This is a genomic window from Actinomycetota bacterium (assembly GCA_005774595.1).
GTDB lineage: Bacteria > Actinomycetota > Coriobacteriia > Anaerosomatales > D1FN1-002 > D1FN1-002.
The window spans coordinates 1-14,853 of record VAUM01000010.1 but is presented as its reverse complement, the minus strand read 5'-3'; the positions used below and the strand labels follow the sequence as shown (position 1 = coordinate 14,853).

The following is a 14,853-nucleotide window of genomic DNA, read 5'->3' as shown; positions in this document are numbered from 1 at the left end:
CTGGTGGGTCGCGTACCGGCTCGCCGCGCTGGAGCCCGACGTCGTAGGCATCTCCGTGACCTGCTGGAACGCGCGCGCGGCGTACGAGCTCGTGCGCGTGCTCGGCGCCGCGCTGCCGGATGCCCGCGTGGTGCTCGGCGGTCCCGAGGCCGGCCCGATCGCCGAGGACGTCCTGCGGGCGCATCCGCACGCGCACGCCGTCGTGCGCGGCGAGGGCGAGGTCACGTTCGCGGAGCTGCTCGCGGCGTACGCGGACGCCGCGCCCGCCGCGCCCGCTCACGAGGTCGCGGGCGTCACCGCCCGCACCCCGGACGGCGCCGTGCGCGCCGCGCCGGACCGCGAACCCGTCGCCGACCTCGACACGCTCCCCAGCCCGTACCTGACGGGCGTGATGCCGCCGCTCGACGGGGCTACCTACCTCGAGACGTACCGAGGCTGCCCGCACGCGTGCGCCTACTGTTTCGAGGGGCATGGCTCCACGCGCGTCCGTTCCCACTCCGACGAGCGCGTGCGCGCCGAGATCGGCCTCGTGGCCTCGGCGCAGGGCGTCCGCTCGTTCTCCTTCATCGACCCGGTCTTCAACCTCACCGACAGCCGCCTGCGCACGCTCGCCGACACGCTCGCCCCGCACGCCGTGCGCGGCGTGCGTCTCCACACCGTCGAGGTCGACGTCGAGCGCATCGGCCCCGAGCAGGCGGCGCTGCTCGCGCGCGCGGGCGTCGCGAGCGTCGAGACCGGCCCGCAGACCACGGGCGCGGCCGCGCTGGCCGCGTGCGGGCGCCCCTTCGACCCGGACGCCTTCCAAGCCGGCGTCGAGGCGTTGCGCGCCGAGGGCATCGCCACGGAATGCGACCTCATCTTCGGCCTGCCGGGCGACACGCCGGGTGACATGGTCGCGTCGATGGAGTGGGCGCTCGGCGTACATCCGTGGCGCATCCAGTGCTCCACACTGCGCGTCCTGCCCGGCACGGTGCTGTGGGACCGTGCTCCGGAACTCGGCCTCGCTTTCGACCCCGAGCCGCCGCACGAGGTCGTCACCACGGCCGAGGCGGGCTTCGCCGACCTGCGGCGCATCGAGCTCATGGGCGCGGTGCTCGCCGACGAGCACGCCGCCGCCCTCGAAGGAGGCGTCCGCGCATGACCGGCACGTCGAAGCGCGTCGAGGCCATCCGCCCGTTCGTGGTGATGGACGTGGTCGCGCGCGCCAAGGAGCTCGAGGCGGCCGGCCGCGACGTCGTGCGGCTCGAGATCGGCGACCCGGACTTCGCCACCCCCGAGGTCGTGACGCGTGCCGCCGAAGAGGCGATGGAGCACGGCGAGACCGGCTACACGCAGTCGGCCGGCATCCCGTCGTTGCGCGAGGCGGTCTCGGCGCACGTGCGCGACCGCTACGGCGCGCAGGCAGCGCCCTCGCAGGTCGTGGTCACGCAGGGCACGAGCCCGGCGATGCTGCTCGTCTTCGGCGCCCTGCTCGACCCGGGCGACGAGGTCGTCATGCCGGACCCGTGCTACCCGGCGTACCCGAACTACGTCTCGTTCCTCGGCGGGGCCCCGCGACTGGTCCGCACGCGCGCCGAGGACGGCTTCCGCTACGACCTCGATGCCGTGCGCGCCGCCGTCACGCCCCGCACTCGCGCGATCATGGTGAACTCGCCGGGGAACCCGACCGGCTGCGTGACGCCGCCCGAGGATCTGCGGGCGCTCGCCGGGATCGCCGAGGATGCGGGCGTCCACCTCGTCTCCGACGAGATCTACCACGGCCTGACGTACGGCGCCGAGGAGCACACCGTCCTCGAGTACACGGACCGCGCGTTCATCCTGAACGGCTTCTCGAAGGCGTATGCGATGACCGGCTGGCGCCTCGGCTACCTCATAGCGCCGCCGGAGTTCGTGCGGCCCTGCGAGAAGATCCAGCAGAACTTCTTCCTGTGCGCCAACCACTTCGTCCAAGCGGCCGGCACCGTGGCGCTCACCAAGGCGCAGGGCGAGGTCGCCCGGATGCGCGAGACCTACGACGAGCGCCGCCGCTACCTCGTCCCGGCGCTCCGAGATCTCGGCCTCGGCATCCCGCACGAGCCGCAGGGCGCGTTCTACGTGTTCGCGGACGCGCGCGTGTGGGGCGCGGACTCTCTCGGCCTGTCGCGCCGCATCCTGGAGGAGGCGCTCGTCGCGTTGGCGCCGGGGGTGGACTTCGGTGACGGCGGCGAGGGGTTCCTGCGCTTCAGCTACGCCGCGTCGCTCGAGCGCCTGCGCGAGGGGGTCGGGCGCCTGCGCGCGTGGAGCGCCGGCATCTAGGGCCGCCCGCCGACGCGCGCTTCAGCCCGCGCGCACGGATGCCGAACAACATACCGGTCGCCCGGATGAAGGGGAGTGTGGCATGGGCCTGATCGAGAGCGCCGGCGAGGTCCGCTCGTACGCCGACGGCGAGACCGTGTTCCTCGAGGGTGCGGCCGGTGAGCACCTCTTCATCGTCCTGAAGGGGACGGTGCGCATCTGGAAGGGGGGCGACCTGGTCGCCACCACGTTGGGCGAGCTCGGTCCCGGCACGATGTTCGGCGAGCAGTCGCTCATCGACGGCCGCCCGCACTGCGCCAACGCTGAGGCGGTCGGGGACACCGAGCTCGTGCTCTACGACAAGGCGGCGTTCCTCGACGCGCTGCGCGACGAGCCCGAACTGGCGCTTCGCGTCATCGAGTCGATGTGCGCGCGCCTGCGGGCGACGACCGACGTGCTCCAGAAGCTGTGCGACCAGTACGTGCTGGACAAGGCCGAGCTCGCCCTGACGCAGAAGGCCATCCTGGAGTGCGAGCTGTCATAGCGCTCGCCGCTCGTCGCCGCGTCTCGCGTCCGTCGCCTGCCGTTCGCCGCTCATCGGACACTGCTCATGTGACATGCGTCACGCGCCGAGAATACATCGGTATGAGAATTGCACCGTCCGGGGCCGGCACCGGCCTCGACCCCTCCAACGGGAGCACACCTTGAGCGACACGTGGGGCAAAGCAGACCTGCACATGCACTCCAATCACAGCGACGGCCTCGCGACCATCCCCGAGATCATGGACTGGGTGGAGCGGCGCACCGACCTCGACGTCATCGCCATCACCGACCACAACACCATCGAGGGGGCGCTGTTCGCGAAGTCCCTCGAGGACCTGCACCGCTTCGAGGTCGTCGTCGGCGAGGAGGTCTCGACGCGCGCCGGCCACGTGATCGGCCTGTGGCTGACCGAGCACATCCCGGCGGGCATGAGCGTCGCTGAGACGCTGGCCGCCATCGACGAGCAGGGCGGCGTCGCGGTCATCCCGCACCCCTTCTCGCCGCTCGGGATCTTCGGGCCGTTCGGGCGCAGCGAGTTCGTCGAGGCACTCAACGACGCCGCGTTCCACGCGCTCGAGGTCTACAACTCGGTCCCGTACCTCGTGTTCGCGAACAGCATCGCGGCGAAGATGTTCACCGGCGGACAGGGCATCGCGGCGACCGGCGGCTCGGACTCGCACGTGCTGCAGGCCATCGGCAAGGGCCACACGCTCTTCCGCGGCCGCACCGCCGAGGAACTGCGCCGCTCGATCGAGAACCTCGAGACGCGTGCCAGCGCGCACCGTCAGGGCCTGAACGTCGCGCTGCGCTACACGTTCTCGATCCCGCGGATCCGCCGCCAGCAGTCGTGGAACTGGGAGCGCTGCCAGGCGCGATAGCCGCGCTGCGCCGCGATCACTCGGACTCCGCGAGCGCCTTCTCGATCCGCCGCGCCAGCGCGCGCGCGACCTCCGGTGCGTCGCCCCACGCGGACAGCACGCGCGTGGGCACGGGCACGCGTGCCATACGGACCGCCGCAGGCAGGTCGAGCAGCGTGTCGAGGGACTCGACCGGGTCGCACGCCGGGCACGCGAGCACGCGGGCGCACCCGACCGCCGCGAGGTGGCGTACCGCCTCGGGGACGTCGGGCTCCTGCCACGCCGTCCATGCCGTGCGGACGTGGCCGGCGCGCATGCCGCCCTCGGTGAGCAGGGACTGCACGCGCGACAGGAACGCCACCTCGCGCGCGTCGAACTCGGGAGCGGCCTCGCGCCAGCCGGGCGGCTGGCCGTGCGCGACGAGCACGACGCCGGTGCTGTCCTCTGCGCCGTCGCAGGCGAGCAGCACGCGCCGGGCGACGAGGTCGGCGATCTCGTCGGCGTGCCACAGCACGTCGGCATGCACGACGCGCACGCCCGCGTCGCGGGGCTTGAGCGCATCGACGGCGCGCAGCGCCGTGTGGTCCGCGTGGCCGGCCGCAACGGCGAGCGGCGCGGCGACGACCGTGCGGTGCCCACGGGCGGCGAGGTCGGCCACCGCCTCGGCGAGCGAGGCGTCCCCCTCGCATGCGGCGTACGCCGGCTCGGCGAACCGGTCGGCATCCAGCTCGGCGGCGAGGCGCACCGCCGTCGCGCGCAGGCCGTCGCGCGACGGGCTCCGGCCGTCGGCGCCCTGGTAGCGCGACCTCTGCGCTGCGAACAGGAACGGCGCGACGAGGACGGGCACCGGGGGCGGGTCCGCCTCGCCGACGAGCGCCATCACCTCGGCGGTCTCGGACAGGGAGTAGGTGCGCGGCTCGACGTCCGCGTACACGACCACCCCGATACGCGGGTCCTCGGCCGCGCGCGGCTCCAGCGCGACGGCCGCGCGGCGCGGCCTCAGCGACGAGACGACGGAGGCGCCGAGCCCGTAGCCGGCCGCGATCGACGCGAGGCCGAGGGCACCGGTGGCCAAGGCGATCGATGCGCGCGGAGCGGACGTCACGATGAGCGCAAGGCCCCATCCCGACAGCGTCATGCTCGCCGCGCCGAGTGTCACCACGGGGATCCTGGTCCGGTGCGGCACCGCGAGCGACAGCACGAGCCCGACGCCCGCGAGGGCGCCGCATCCGACGAGTGCTGTCCATGCCAGAGGCACGAGCGCGACCTTCCCACGGCGCGGTCCGGACGCATCGAGTGTACCGAACGACGGGCCTCCGCCGCTTGACAGGCATACCCCAGGGGGTATAATCGCACGCAATCACGGGCGAGTCGAGAGGTGAGTGGCGGGATGGGCGACATGGTGCGCGAGGTGACGGCGGCCGAGTTCGCCGCGGAGGTGCTGGGAGCCGACGGCCCGGTGGTCGTGGACTTCTGGGCGCCGTGGTGCGGTCCGTGCCGGATGGTCGGCCCGGAGATCGAGAAGCTCGCGGTGACATGCGCCGGCCGCGTGAAGTTCGCTAAGATGAACGTTGACGAGTGCCGCGAGGTCGCGATGGAGTACGGGGTCATGAGCATCCCCACCATCGCGAAGTTCGAGGCCGGAGCGGTCGTCGCGCAGGTGGTCGGAGCGCGGCGCGCGGAGGATCTGGCCCGCGACCTGGGGCTGGGCTGACGCCGTGCCCACGTACGACCTGAAGTGCGCCGAATGCGGCCACCGCTTCGAGCTGTTCCTCATGCGGCTGCTCCGCGACGAGGACCGCACGTGTCCCGAGTGCGGCTCCCCGGAAGCGCGGGCGGGCGTGGGCGGCGGGTTCGTCACGCGGGCGTCCGCGCCCGCGTCCTGCGTGCCGCGCGGGGGATTCACCTGAGGGTGACGCCTCCGCCCGGTCGGGCGTGAGAGGCGAGATGGAGTACACCTACAGGCGTGCGACGTCGAGGGACTTCGAGTCGACCGTCCAGGCCGTCCGCGAGTCCGTCCCCGCGCACGGTTTCGAGCTGCGCCACGTACACGACCTCCAGGCCACGCTCGCGGCGAAGGGCTTCCCGATCCAGCCGTTGTGCATCTTCGAGCTGTGGCTGGCCGACGAGGCGGTCACGCGCTCGCGCCCCGGGCGGCTCCTGATGCCGTGCCGGCTGCACGTCTTCGTAGAGGAGGACGCGGTATGCGTCGCGGTGATCCGCCCGACGCTGTCCGCGCTGATGTTCCCGGAGGTCGACTTCGACGGGCTCGACGGCCGTCTCGAAGCGGCCATGGTCGACATCGTCGACGTGTGCACCGCCGCGTAGCGCGTTGCCGCTACCGCAGGCAGGCGGAGTACTTCAGGAAGACCGCGACCGCATCGTCGATGACCCGCTCGCGGTCGTCGCCGGGCGCGATCAGGCAGTCGCGCATCGAGTGTGAGAGCACGCCGAGGGCGACCTCGTTGAGCATCGCGGTGACCTCCCCGATGCGGGTGACCAGCCGGTCGCATGCGGTTCCCGCCTCGAGGTCGGCCTGCACCGCGAGTAGGCCGGCCTCGACATCGTGCAGCCGCTGCACCATCTCGTCCTGGTCGCGCGGCGTGGCGAGTGTCGTGCCCGAGCTCGAGGCGGCCATCGAGCGATAGTCGAGGAACACCTCGAAGGCGCGGTCGACCAGCGCGTCCCCGGACTCCGCCTCGCCGGCAAGGCAGCGCTTCATCGAGTACCCCACGATGTGGAGGCCCACCTGGCCCAGCGCGGAGCGCGCGGCCATGATCTGCGTGAGCACCGCCTCGCAGCCCTGGCGCGTCTCGATCATCGAAGCGAGGCCGCGGACCTGGCCTTGCAGCCGCCGGAGCCGGTTCGTGATCGTGCGCCGCTCGGCGTCGCCGTCTATCGCGTGGGTCTGGGGCATCGTTGCGCGTTCCGCCTGTCCGTGCCGTAAGATTGACGGGTTCCGAGAATATACCCCCGAGGGGTATCGAGCGACAAGCGGGTGGGCATGGGCTATCGGAGAGACACGGCCGTCGACGGCGACCGTGCGGGCAAGGTGAAGGTCGTCCTGTGGGTGATCCTCTTCCTCAACACGGCGGTCGCCGTGGCCAAGGTGGTCTACGGCATGCTGAGCCACTCCGTCGCGATGCAGGCCGACGGCTTCCACTCGCTGTTCGACGGCGTGTCCAACGTGGTGGGGCTCGTCGGGATCTCGCTGGCGGCACGGCCCGCCGACCGGGAGCACCCGTACGGGCACGGGAAGTACGAGACCTATGCGTCCGCGGCCATCGGCGGGATGCTGGTGTTCGCGGCGGTGCGGGTCGGCACGGCCGCGTGGCAGAACCTGTTCGGCGGTGGCGCAGGCGCGAGGGTCGACGCGGGCTCGTTCGCGGTGATGCTCGGCACACTCGCGGTCAACGTCGGCGTGACGACCTGGGAGCGGCGTGTCGGCAAGAGGCTCGGCAGCAGCATCCTGATCGCTGACGCGAGCCACACCGGCAGCGATGTCATGGTCAGCCTCGGCGTGATCGCCGGGCTCGTCGCCGTGAAGCTCGGGTATCCGATCGCCGATCCGCTGATCGCACTGGCGGTCGCCGGCGCCATCGTCTGGACGGCGATCGGTGTCCTGCGCCAGGCCGAGGAGACGCTGTCCGACCGCGCACGCCTCCCCGTCGATGAGGTGGTCGCCGCCGCGATGACGGTGGCGGGCGTGCTCGGATGCCATTCGGTGCGGACGCGCGGGTCCGTCGCCGAGGTTCTCGTCGACCTGCATTGCCAGGTCGACCCCGCCCTGAGCGTCTCGGACGCGCACGCCATCGCCGAGGCGGTCGAGCGGGCCGTCGCCGAGGCGTTCCCGCAGGTGGTCGACGTCATCGTGCATCACGAGCCGATGGACGACTACCAGCGTGGCAAGACGCGGGACGAAGTGCGCGCCAGCGGTGCCTGACGGCTCGCACCGTGGCGGTGCGACAGGCTGGGCGCTCGCTGTGTTCGCCGCCGCGTGCTGGGCTGCCAGCGGGGTGACCGCCAGGTGGGTGTTCTCCTCCGGCGTGGATCCCGCCGCACTCGCGGGCGTCAGGTCGCTCATCGCGTTCGCTGTGCTGCTCGTGTACCTCGCAACCGCCCGACGCGACCTCCTGCGCGTGAGCGCGCGCGACCTGCTGCCTCTGGCGGCGTACGGCGTGCTCGGCTTGGCCGCCGTGCACTATGCCTACTACCGGACGATCTCGCTCGCCGGTGTGGCGACGGCGATCCTGCTCGAGTACCTGTCGCCGGTGCTCGTGCTGGCCTACTCGGTCGTCGTGCTGCGGCAGCGGCCGACGTGGGCGCTGCCGGCCGGCGTCGCGGCGTCCGTCGCGGGGTGCGCGCTCGTGGTCGGCGCCACGGGCGGGCCCCGCCTCTCCGGCGAGGCGCTCGCGTGGGGGCTCGCGTCGGCGGTGCTCTTCGCGGCGTACGCGGTGGTCGGCGGTCACGCGGGCGCGCGGTGGCACCCCCTCACGGCGCTGCTGTACGGCTTCGCCGCCGCCGCCGTGTTCTGGCTCGTCGCGATCGGCCCGCGCCGCGTGCTCGCCCCGCTCGTCGAGCCGCGCACCGCAGCCGCTGCGGTGTTCGTCGCGGTCTTCGGCGCCGTGCTCGCGTTCGGCGCGTTCCTCGGCGCGCTCCGGCGGCTGGACGCGACGCGCGTGATGGTCGCGTCCACCATCGAGCCGGTCTTGGCGGCCGGAGCAGCGTGGGCGCTGCTCGGCGAGGCGCTGACGATGCGGCAGGTGCTCGGCGGTGCGCTCGTGCTCGCGGCCGTGGTGGTCGTCGCGCGGGCGGGCGGGCCTGCGCCGCCGCCCGGCGCCTGACCGGCACGGACGGTCCACCCCCCGTCGGCGGGGGGTATAATCAGCCCCGTGGTACGGCGTTTGCTTCATCCCGCCCCCTCGTGCGCCGGAGGCGTGAGCCATGGAGCTCCGGCAGCGGCCGGAACTGAGGCACAAGGTCACGCTGTCGCCCCAGGTCTACCAGGGGCTGACGATGCTCGCCATGCCCGTGCTCGAGGTCCGGGAACTCGTCGAGAACGAGATCCTCGAGAACCCGGTCCTCGAGACCGAGGAGGACGCGGAGGACGCCGAGGAGTCCCTGGACGAGGCCGCCGAGCGTGAGGCCGCGGCCGAGGACGCCGAGGCGTGGGACGAGTGGCTCCAGATGTACGACGACCTCGACTCCGGCGAGCGCGACGGGCCGCGGGACCCGAACGCCGAGGAGCCGAACACCGAGGACTACATCGGGGGCGTGCAGACCTTCGACGACCACCTGCTCGACCAGATCTCGATGCTCGACCTGACCCCGGAGGTGGAGCGCGCGGCCAGGGCGATCGTCGGCACGCTCGACGACGACGGGTTCTTCGTCGGCGACTGCGGCGAGATCGCGGCGGTGGCGGGCGTGACACGGGGGCAGGCCGAGGCGGCGCTCGGCATCGTCCAGCAGCTCGACCCGCCCGGCGTCGGTGCGCGGTCGCTCGCCGAGGCGCTCAAGATCCAGCTCGACTACCTCGGCATCGACGAGCCCGTCCTCGTGCGCATCATCGACGCGCACATGCCCGACGTCGCCGCGTCGCGCGTCCGCAAGATCGCGCGTGCCCTGCGCGTGAGCGAGGACGAGATCTCGCGGCTGCTGGAGATCCTGCGCGGTCTGAACCCCCGGCCAGCCGGCGCGTTCTCGGGCGGCACGTCACCCGGCTACATCGTGCCCGACGTGACGCTGCGCCGTTTCGGCGACGAGTGGATGGTCATCCCGAACGGGGACGCGGTGCCGACGCTGCGGGTCTCTGCGCGCTACCGGGCGATGTCCAAGTCGGACTCGACCGTCGACGACGAGACCCGCAAGTACCTGCGCGAGCGGATCCGCTCGGCGCAGATGTTCATCCGCAACCTCGACCGCCGGAAGGACACCATCTCGCGCATCGCGGCGATCGTCCTGGAGGTGCAGTCGGACTTCTTCGAGGACGGGAAGGGCCCGCTGCGGCCGCTGCGGCTCGAGGACGTGGCGGTCGAGCTCGGCGTGCACCTGTCGACCGTGAGCCGCGGCGTGACGGGCAAGTACGTGGCGACGCCGTACGGCCTGTTCGAGCTGAAGCACTTCTTCTCGGGCGGCTACCGGACGTCGACCGGCATGGACGTGGCGGCGACCACGGTGAAGTCGCGCCTGAAGGAGCTCGTCCGCGACGAGGACGGACAGCGTCCGCTCTCGGACCAGGCCCTTGCCGAGCTGCTCAGCGAGGACGGTGTGACGGTCGCGCGGCGTACCGTGGCGAAGTACCGCGAGGAGCTCGGCATCGAGCCGTCGTGGTCGCGGAAGCGGCGGTGAGGCCGGATGCCCGCGCCTCTGAGCCGCACGCGGGGATTCGGCCGGACGCTGCCGGGCGAGGCCGCGCTCATCGCCGCGGGACTGGTGGCGGTGGCGGGGCTGCACCTCTGGGCGGCGCGTTACGGCGACCCGATCCAGCTGCACCTCGCGTTCACGCGCCTCTACTACGTACCGATCCTGTATGCCGCGTGGGTGTTCGGCGTTCGCGGAGGTGCGCTCGCGGCACTGGCCACGTCCGTGGTGTTCGCCCTCCAGGCGCACATGTTCCACGGCGGCCTGTTCGAGGCCTCGGGCAGCCACTTGATCGAGGTCGCATCCTTCTTCGTGGTGGGCGGGCTGTTCGGCTGGTTGCTCGACCTTCACGCCGCACGGCGTGCGGAGTCGCTCGAGGTCGAGGTGTCCGGGGGCTCCGCGTACCGCAAGCTCGAGGCGCGGGCGATGGAGATCATGATCGTGCGCAACTACATCGACACGGTCGTCCGCTCGCTGTCCAGCGGCGTGCTGACCGTCGGTCCCGACGGTTCCGTCACCACCGCGAACCCGGCCGCGGAGCGGATGCTCGGCGTGACGGAGGGCCAGATGGTGCCGAGGCCGATGGCGAGCCTGCTCTCCGACGACGCCGGGCTCGACAAGGACCTCGCGAAGGTGCTCGGCGGCCGGCTTCCACGGCTCGCCCGGGAGGCGGAGGTGCGCACCTTCGACGGCCGCGCGCTCCACGTCAGGACGTCCGTCTCGCGCATGGTCGACGGCAGCGGCCGCATCCTCGGTGCCGTGGTGACGATCAACGACATGACCGAGGTGCACGCCCTGACCGAGCGCCTCATCCGGGCGGACCGGCTCGCCGCGCTCGGCCAGCTCACGGCTGGTGTGGCGCACGAGATCCGCAACCCTCTCACGGCCGTGCGCACCTGGGCGCAGATCCTCGAGGAGGGCCGCTGCAATCCCGACACGATCGCGAAGGCGACCGCGGTCATCCGTGAGGAGACCGACCGGGTCGAGAGGGTCATCGACACGCTGCTGCGCTTCGGTCGTCCGCCCGAGCCCGTGGTGGGCCGCCTCGACGTGCGTGACGTGCTGCGCGACGTCGCGCTGTTCACGCGGCGCTTCGCCGACCGCGGCGGCGTGACGATCGTCGAGGAGTACCCCGGCGACCTGCCCGACGTGCTCGCGGACGCCGACCAGCTCAAGCAGGTGTTCGTGAACCTCGTCACCAACGCGGTGCAGGTCATGGACGACGGCGGCACGGTCCGGCTGACGGCCGCCGCCGCGGACGGGTTCGTGCGCGTGAGAGTGGCGGACGACGGCCCGGGCATCCCTTCGGAGGAACTCAGCCGCGTGTTCGACCCGTTCTTCACGCGGCGCGAGGACGGGACGGGCCTCGGCCTGTCGATCGTCCACCGCATCGTCGAGGAACACCGGGGGCACATCGAGGTCACGAGCCGCCCGGGAGAGGGTACGGTGTTCACAGTCGTTCTGCCCGTAGCGCCGCCTCAGGGCGCCGAGCGGACCGTGCCGGCCGGCGAGGATGCCGGCGAGGGGGAGGGGTCGTAGATGACGCGTCGCGTGCTCGTCGCCGATGACGAGAGGAACATCCGCTCGGGCCTGGTCGCAGGTCTGGCGGAGGACGGATACGAGGTGCTCGAGGCCGCGAGTGGCAAGGAGGCGCTCGCGGCGGTCGCCGAGCACCATCCGGACGTGATCATCCTCGACCAGAAGATGCCCGCCCCCAACGGACTCGAGGTGCTGCGCACCCTGCGCGCCGGCGGCGACGAGACGCCGGTCATCATGGTCACCGCGCACGGAGGGATCGAGCAGGCCGTCGAGGCCATGAAGCTCGGCGCCACGGAGTACCTCGCCAAGCCGTTCGACCTCGCGGAAGTGCGCCTCGCTCTCGAGAAGATCGCGCGCGTCGCCGACCTGTCCGCGGAGGTGGAGCGCCTGCGCACGGAACTCGACCGCGATTGGGACATCGACGGGATCGTGGCGGCCGACACGCGCATGCTCGACGTGCTCGACACGGTGGGCAAGGTCGCGCCCACGAACGCGACGGTCATGGTGTACGGCGAATCGGGAACCGGCAAGGAGCTCGTGGCGCGCGCCGTGCACAAGCTGTCGCCGCGCGCGTCGAAGCCGTTCGTGTCGATTCACGCCGGCGCGCTTCCGGAGACACTGCTCGAGAGCGAGCTGTTCGGCTATGAGAAGGGCGCCTTCACCGGCGCCACCATGGCCAAGCCGGGCCGATTCGAGATGGCCAACGGCGGGACGCTCTTCCTCGACGAGATCGGGGACATCACCGCGGGCGTGCAGGTGAAGCTGCTCCGGGTGCTGCAGGAGCGGCAGTTCGAACGGCTCGGCGGGACCCGTGCCATCGAGGTCGACGTGCGCATCGTCGCCGCGACCAACCAGGACCTCCAGCGGCTCATCGCCGACGGGACCTTCCGCGAGGACCTGTACTACCGCCTGAACGTGGTGCCCATAACCCTGCCGCCGCTGCGCAAGCGTCCGGATGACATCCCGCGGCTCGTGGCGCACTTCCTCGAGAAGTACGAGGCGGGATCGAAGCGCATCTCCCAGGACGCGATGGAGGCGCTCGCCACGTACTCATGGCCGGGCAACATCCGCGAGCTGGAGAACACGATCGAGCGGATCGTCATCCTCTCGCGCGACGACGAGATCGTGATCGGCGACCTTCCCGGTGAAGTGCGGGCGGGCGCCCCCGCCGTGCGGACCGGCGTGAAGGGCTTCGCGCTGCCGGACGAAGGCATCGACCTGGAGGAGGTCGAACTCGGTCTCGTCCGGCAGGCGCTGGAGAGGTCGGGCGGCAGCGTGGCCGCCGCCGCGAAGCTGCTCGGTCTCACGCCCGCGACGCTGCGGGTGCGCATGGACCGGTGGGGCATCGCCGCAGGCGGGGACTGACGGTGCGGCTGGCACGCCACTTGCATCGGTTGCGGTGCTCGCGACCGGGAGGATGCACGTGGCGGACAGGGATCTCGCGATACCGGTGATACTGACATCGCTCGGCATCGCCGGGATCGCCGGCATCTCCCTCCACGTGTTCCTGACACACGATCCGGCGTTCTCCGCGAGCGGCGTCCTGTTCGAGTACGCGCTACCCATCGCCGGAGGGCTCGCCGTCGGGGTTCTCGCGGGGATCGCGATGCACGCGTTCGGGCGTCCCCGCGCGGTCCCGGCCGCGACGCAGTGCGACGGATGTGGCGCGCGCGTGCTCCGGGACTGGCGCCTGTGCCCCGAGTGCGGGAGGATCCTCGAGGGGGCGCAGCGCTCGACCTGAGCGCGCGTTCGGCACGCAAGCCCGGGAGCGGCCCGTGGAGAGGACTTGGGGACGATGGCGCGCGTGACTCTGAACACCACCGGGATGCACTGCGGCTCCTGCGCGATGCTCATCCGGATGAACGTGGGCGACATCGAGGGCGTCGAGAGCGTCTCGGTCGACCTTGCGAGCGCCACGACGGAGGTCGAGTACGACCCGGCCGTCCTCGACGTGCAGCGCATCGTCGACGAGATCGTGGCGAGCGGCTACGGCGCCGAGCCCGTGGCCTGACGCGTGGGCGCGAACGTCGGTGCCGCCGCGGCCTTCGGAGCGGGCTTGGTCTCGTTCCTGTCGCCGTGTGTTCTGCCCCTGATCCCCGCGTACCTGAGCTTCATCACCGGGCTGTCGCTCGCTGAGCTCGGCTCCGGCGATCGCCGGGTCCTCGACGTGCTCGGGCCCGTGCTGCTGTTCGTGGCCGGCTTCACGCTCGTCTTCGTGGGCAGCGGTGCGAGCGCCTCGGTGCTCGGCCAGCTGCTCTCGCGCCATCAGGCGCTGCTGCAGCGCATCGCCGGGGCGGTGATCGTGCTGCTCGGCGTCTACCTGCTCGACGTGGTCCGCGTGCCGTGGCTCACAGGGCTTCACGTGGACCCTGCGCGTGCCCGGTCGTTCGGGCGGGGCGCGTCCTTCGTGCTCGGGCTGCTGTTCCCGTTCGCGCTCGGCACGTGCGCGGGGCCGGTGTACGGCGCCATCCTCATGCTCGCCGCCGATGCCGGCACGGTGTCGACGGGCGTGCTCCTCCTGGGCGCATACGCGGCGGGGCTGGCGGTGCCCTTCGTCGCCGTCGGCCTGCTGTTCGGACGCCTGTCCGGCGCCCTGAGGGCGCTGCAGCGCCACGCCAAGGCGATCAACCGGGGCGCCGGGGTCGTGCTCATCGTCACGGGGGCGCTCATGCTCCTGGGGCGCTTCGAGCAGCTCGGGCTGTGGCTCGGGTCGGTGCTGCCTTCGGTGGGCGGCTGACCTCAGGCCCTGGAAGCTGCTGGAGCGTCCGGTGCGCGTGGCGTACCATCGGCTCGAAGCGCAACAGCACTCGTCTGCGGGGGGAAGATGGCTCGCAACGCCCAGGTCTCCTCGGGCCTCGCCGCGAATCTCACGATGCTGACGCTCGCCGTCGTGACGGGCACGCTCGTGCTCGTGGGCGGCGCCGCGCTGTCGGGGGTCTACGGGTACACGAGGCGGCTGGCCGACGACAGGCTCAAGGAGAGCAGCGCATTGGTCGCGGCCCAGCTCGATGCGCTGGCCCAGGCGGCGTGCCAGTCCGTCGAGCGCACGTCGCGGAGCCGGACCGGCTCGGTCGACCCGGCGGCGCTGGTCGTCGACTACACCTCCGGCACAGACAGCATCGATCGGCTGGTGATGCTGGAGCGCGCGGGACGCGTCGTCGTGTCGTTCCCTGCCGACGAGACCACGCCGGTGCCGCCGGAGGTGGCCGAGGCGGCGGCGCGGGTGACGACGTCCACCGTGTTCGCCTCTGTCGGCGAGCCCTACCGCCAGGTGTGGGTG

18 protein-coding genes are annotated in these 14,853 nt (G+C 72.0%); 16 read left to right on the top strand and 2 right to left on the bottom strand.

Features of this window, described 5'->3' with window-relative positions; genetic code table 11:
- The 4 genes from FDZ70_01110 to FDZ70_01095 form a co-directional block, all read left to right on the top strand.
- A partial coding sequence (locus tag FDZ70_01110; GenBank protein TLM80364.1) for a B12-binding domain-containing radical SAM protein occupies positions 1–1,141 on the top strand: 1,141 nt, incomplete at its 5' end.
- Positions 1,138–2,295 carry a pyridoxal phosphate-dependent aminotransferase gene (locus tag FDZ70_01105; GenBank protein ID TLM80363.1) on the top strand — a complete coding sequence of 386 codons (1,158 nt, stop codon included), beginning with the start codon at positions 1,138–1,140 and terminating at the stop codon, positions 2,293–2,295. The genes FDZ70_01110 and FDZ70_01105, both read left to right, overlap by 4 nt.
- A gap of 82 nt (positions 2,296–2,377) precedes the next feature.
- Positions 2,378–2,818, top strand: coding sequence for a cyclic nucleotide-binding domain-containing protein (locus FDZ70_01100; protein ID TLM80362.1), 441 nt, complete (start codon positions 2,378–2,380; stop codon positions 2,816–2,818).
- A 160-nt stretch (positions 2,819–2,978) separates the two neighbouring features.
- Positions 2,979–3,695: a hypothetical protein gene (locus FDZ70_01095; GenBank protein TLM80361.1), complete on the top strand. Its 717-nt coding sequence runs from the start codon at positions 2,979–2,981 to the stop codon at positions 3,693–3,695.
- 16 nt (positions 3,696–3,711) lie between these two features.
- Here FDZ70_01095 and FDZ70_01090 read toward each other — a convergent pair whose 3' ends face one another.
- The gene (locus FDZ70_01090; GenBank protein TLM80360.1) at positions 3,712–4,932 is read right to left on the bottom strand and encodes a hypothetical protein; all 1,221 of its coding nucleotides are present in this window, start codon (positions 4,930–4,932) and stop codon (positions 3,712–3,714) included.
- A gap of 132 nt (positions 4,933–5,064) precedes the next feature.
- Here FDZ70_01090 and trxA point away from each other — a divergent pair, with 132 nt between their 5' ends.
- From trxA to FDZ70_01075, 3 genes are read left to right on the top strand one after another with little or no spacing between them, the layout of a single operon-like run.
- Positions 5,065–5,388: a thioredoxin gene (gene trxA, locus FDZ70_01085; protein TLM80359.1), complete on the top strand. Its 324-nt coding sequence runs from the start codon at positions 5,065–5,067 to the stop codon at positions 5,386–5,388.
- Complete coding sequence (locus tag FDZ70_01080; GenBank protein ID TLM80358.1) at positions 5,360–5,584, top strand: zinc ribbon domain-containing protein; 225 nt, start codon at positions 5,360–5,362, stop codon at positions 5,582–5,584. The genes trxA and FDZ70_01080 overlap by 29 nt, the downstream gene beginning before the upstream one ends.
- Before the next feature lie 37 nt (positions 5,585–5,621).
- Positions 5,622–6,002 carry a DUF302 domain-containing protein gene (locus FDZ70_01075; GenBank protein ID TLM80357.1) on the top strand — a complete coding sequence of 127 codons (381 nt, stop codon included), beginning with the start codon at positions 5,622–5,624 and terminating at the stop codon, positions 6,000–6,002.
- 10 nt (positions 6,003–6,012) lie between these two features.
- Here the strand turns inward: FDZ70_01075 and FDZ70_01070 are convergent, their stop codons facing one another.
- Positions 6,013–6,591 (bottom strand): metal-sensing transcriptional repressor, encoded by a 579-nt coding sequence (locus tag FDZ70_01070; GenBank protein TLM80356.1) that lies wholly within the window; start codon positions 6,589–6,591, stop codon positions 6,013–6,015.
- 87 nt (positions 6,592–6,678) lie between these two features.
- On the opposite strand from FDZ70_01070, the gene FDZ70_01065 reads away from it, so the two are divergent.
- From FDZ70_01065 to FDZ70_01025, 9 genes are all read left to right on the top strand, one after another.
- Positions 6,679–7,617, top strand: a complete 939-nt coding sequence (locus FDZ70_01065) for a cation transporter (GenBank protein ID TLM80355.1) — start codon at positions 6,679–6,681, stop codon at positions 7,615–7,617.
- Positions 7,610–8,518 (top strand): hypothetical protein, encoded by a 909-nt coding sequence (locus tag FDZ70_01060; GenBank protein ID TLM80354.1) that lies wholly within the window; start codon positions 7,610–7,612, stop codon positions 8,516–8,518. The genes FDZ70_01065 and FDZ70_01060 overlap by 8 nt, the downstream gene beginning before the upstream one ends.
- A gap of 100 nt (positions 8,519–8,618) precedes the next feature.
- Positions 8,619–10,022 carry an RNA polymerase factor sigma-54 gene (rpoN, locus tag FDZ70_01055; protein ID TLM80353.1) on the top strand — a complete coding sequence of 468 codons (1,404 nt, stop codon included), beginning with the start codon at positions 8,619–8,621 and terminating at the stop codon, positions 10,020–10,022.
- A 6-nt stretch (positions 10,023–10,028) separates the two neighbouring features.
- Complete coding sequence (locus FDZ70_01050; protein ID TLM80352.1) at positions 10,029–11,573, top strand: PAS domain-containing protein; 1,545 nt, start codon at positions 10,029–10,031, stop codon at positions 11,571–11,573.
- Positions 11,574–12,938 carry a sigma-54-dependent Fis family transcriptional regulator gene (locus FDZ70_01045; protein TLM80351.1) on the top strand — a complete coding sequence of 455 codons (1,365 nt, stop codon included), beginning with the start codon at positions 11,574–11,576 and terminating at the stop codon, positions 12,936–12,938.
- A gap of 58 nt (positions 12,939–12,996) precedes the next feature.
- Positions 12,997–13,314 (top strand): hypothetical protein, encoded by a 318-nt coding sequence (locus FDZ70_01040; GenBank protein ID TLM80350.1) that lies wholly within the window; start codon positions 12,997–12,999, stop codon positions 13,312–13,314.
- Positions 13,315–13,368: 54 nt separating this feature from the next.
- Positions 13,369–13,584 carry a heavy-metal-associated domain-containing protein gene (locus FDZ70_01035; GenBank protein TLM80349.1) on the top strand — a complete coding sequence of 72 codons (216 nt, stop codon included), beginning with the start codon at positions 13,369–13,371 and terminating at the stop codon, positions 13,582–13,584.
- A gap of 3 nt (positions 13,585–13,587) precedes the next feature.
- The gene (locus FDZ70_01030; GenBank protein TLM80348.1) at positions 13,588–14,310 is read left to right on the top strand and encodes a cytochrome c biogenesis protein CcdA; all 723 of its coding nucleotides are present in this window, start codon (positions 13,588–13,590) and stop codon (positions 14,308–14,310) included.
- Between the two features lie 87 nt (positions 14,311–14,397).
- Positions 14,398–14,853: hypothetical protein (locus tag FDZ70_01025; protein TLM80347.1), on the top strand; the 456-nt coding region annotated here is incomplete at its 3' end.

Excerpts from the sequence above, each read along its gene's own strand:
- FDZ70_01105 (TLM80363.1), top strand. The coding sequence starts at position 1,138 with ATGACCGGCACGTCGAAGCGCGTCGAGGCCATCCGCCCGTTCGTGGTG.
- FDZ70_01100 (TLM80362.1), top strand. The coding sequence starts at position 2,378 with ATGGGCCTGATCGAGAGCGCCGGCGAGGTCCGCTCGTACGCCGACGGC.
- trxA (TLM80359.1), top strand. The coding sequence starts at position 5,065 with ATGGGCGACATGGTGCGCGAGGTGACGGCGGCCGAGTTCGCCGCGGAG.
- FDZ70_01075 (TLM80357.1), top strand. The coding sequence starts at position 5,622 with ATGGAGTACACCTACAGGCGTGCGACGTCGAGGGACTTCGAGTCGACC.
- FDZ70_01070 (TLM80356.1), bottom strand. The coding sequence starts at position 6,591 with ATGCCCCAGACCCACGCGATAGACGGCGACGCCGAGCGGCGCACGATC.
- FDZ70_01065 (TLM80355.1), top strand. The coding sequence starts at position 6,679 with ATGGGCTATCGGAGAGACACGGCCGTCGACGGCGACCGTGCGGGCAAG.
- rpoN (TLM80353.1), top strand. The coding sequence starts at position 8,619 with ATGGAGCTCCGGCAGCGGCCGGAACTGAGGCACAAGGTCACGCTGTCG.
- FDZ70_01050 (TLM80352.1), top strand. The coding sequence starts at position 10,029 with ATGCCCGCGCCTCTGAGCCGCACGCGGGGATTCGGCCGGACGCTGCCG.
- FDZ70_01045 (TLM80351.1), top strand. The coding sequence starts at position 11,574 with ATGACGCGTCGCGTGCTCGTCGCCGATGACGAGAGGAACATCCGCTCG.
- FDZ70_01035 (TLM80349.1), top strand. The coding sequence starts at position 13,369 with ATGGCGCGCGTGACTCTGAACACCACCGGGATGCACTGCGGCTCCTGC.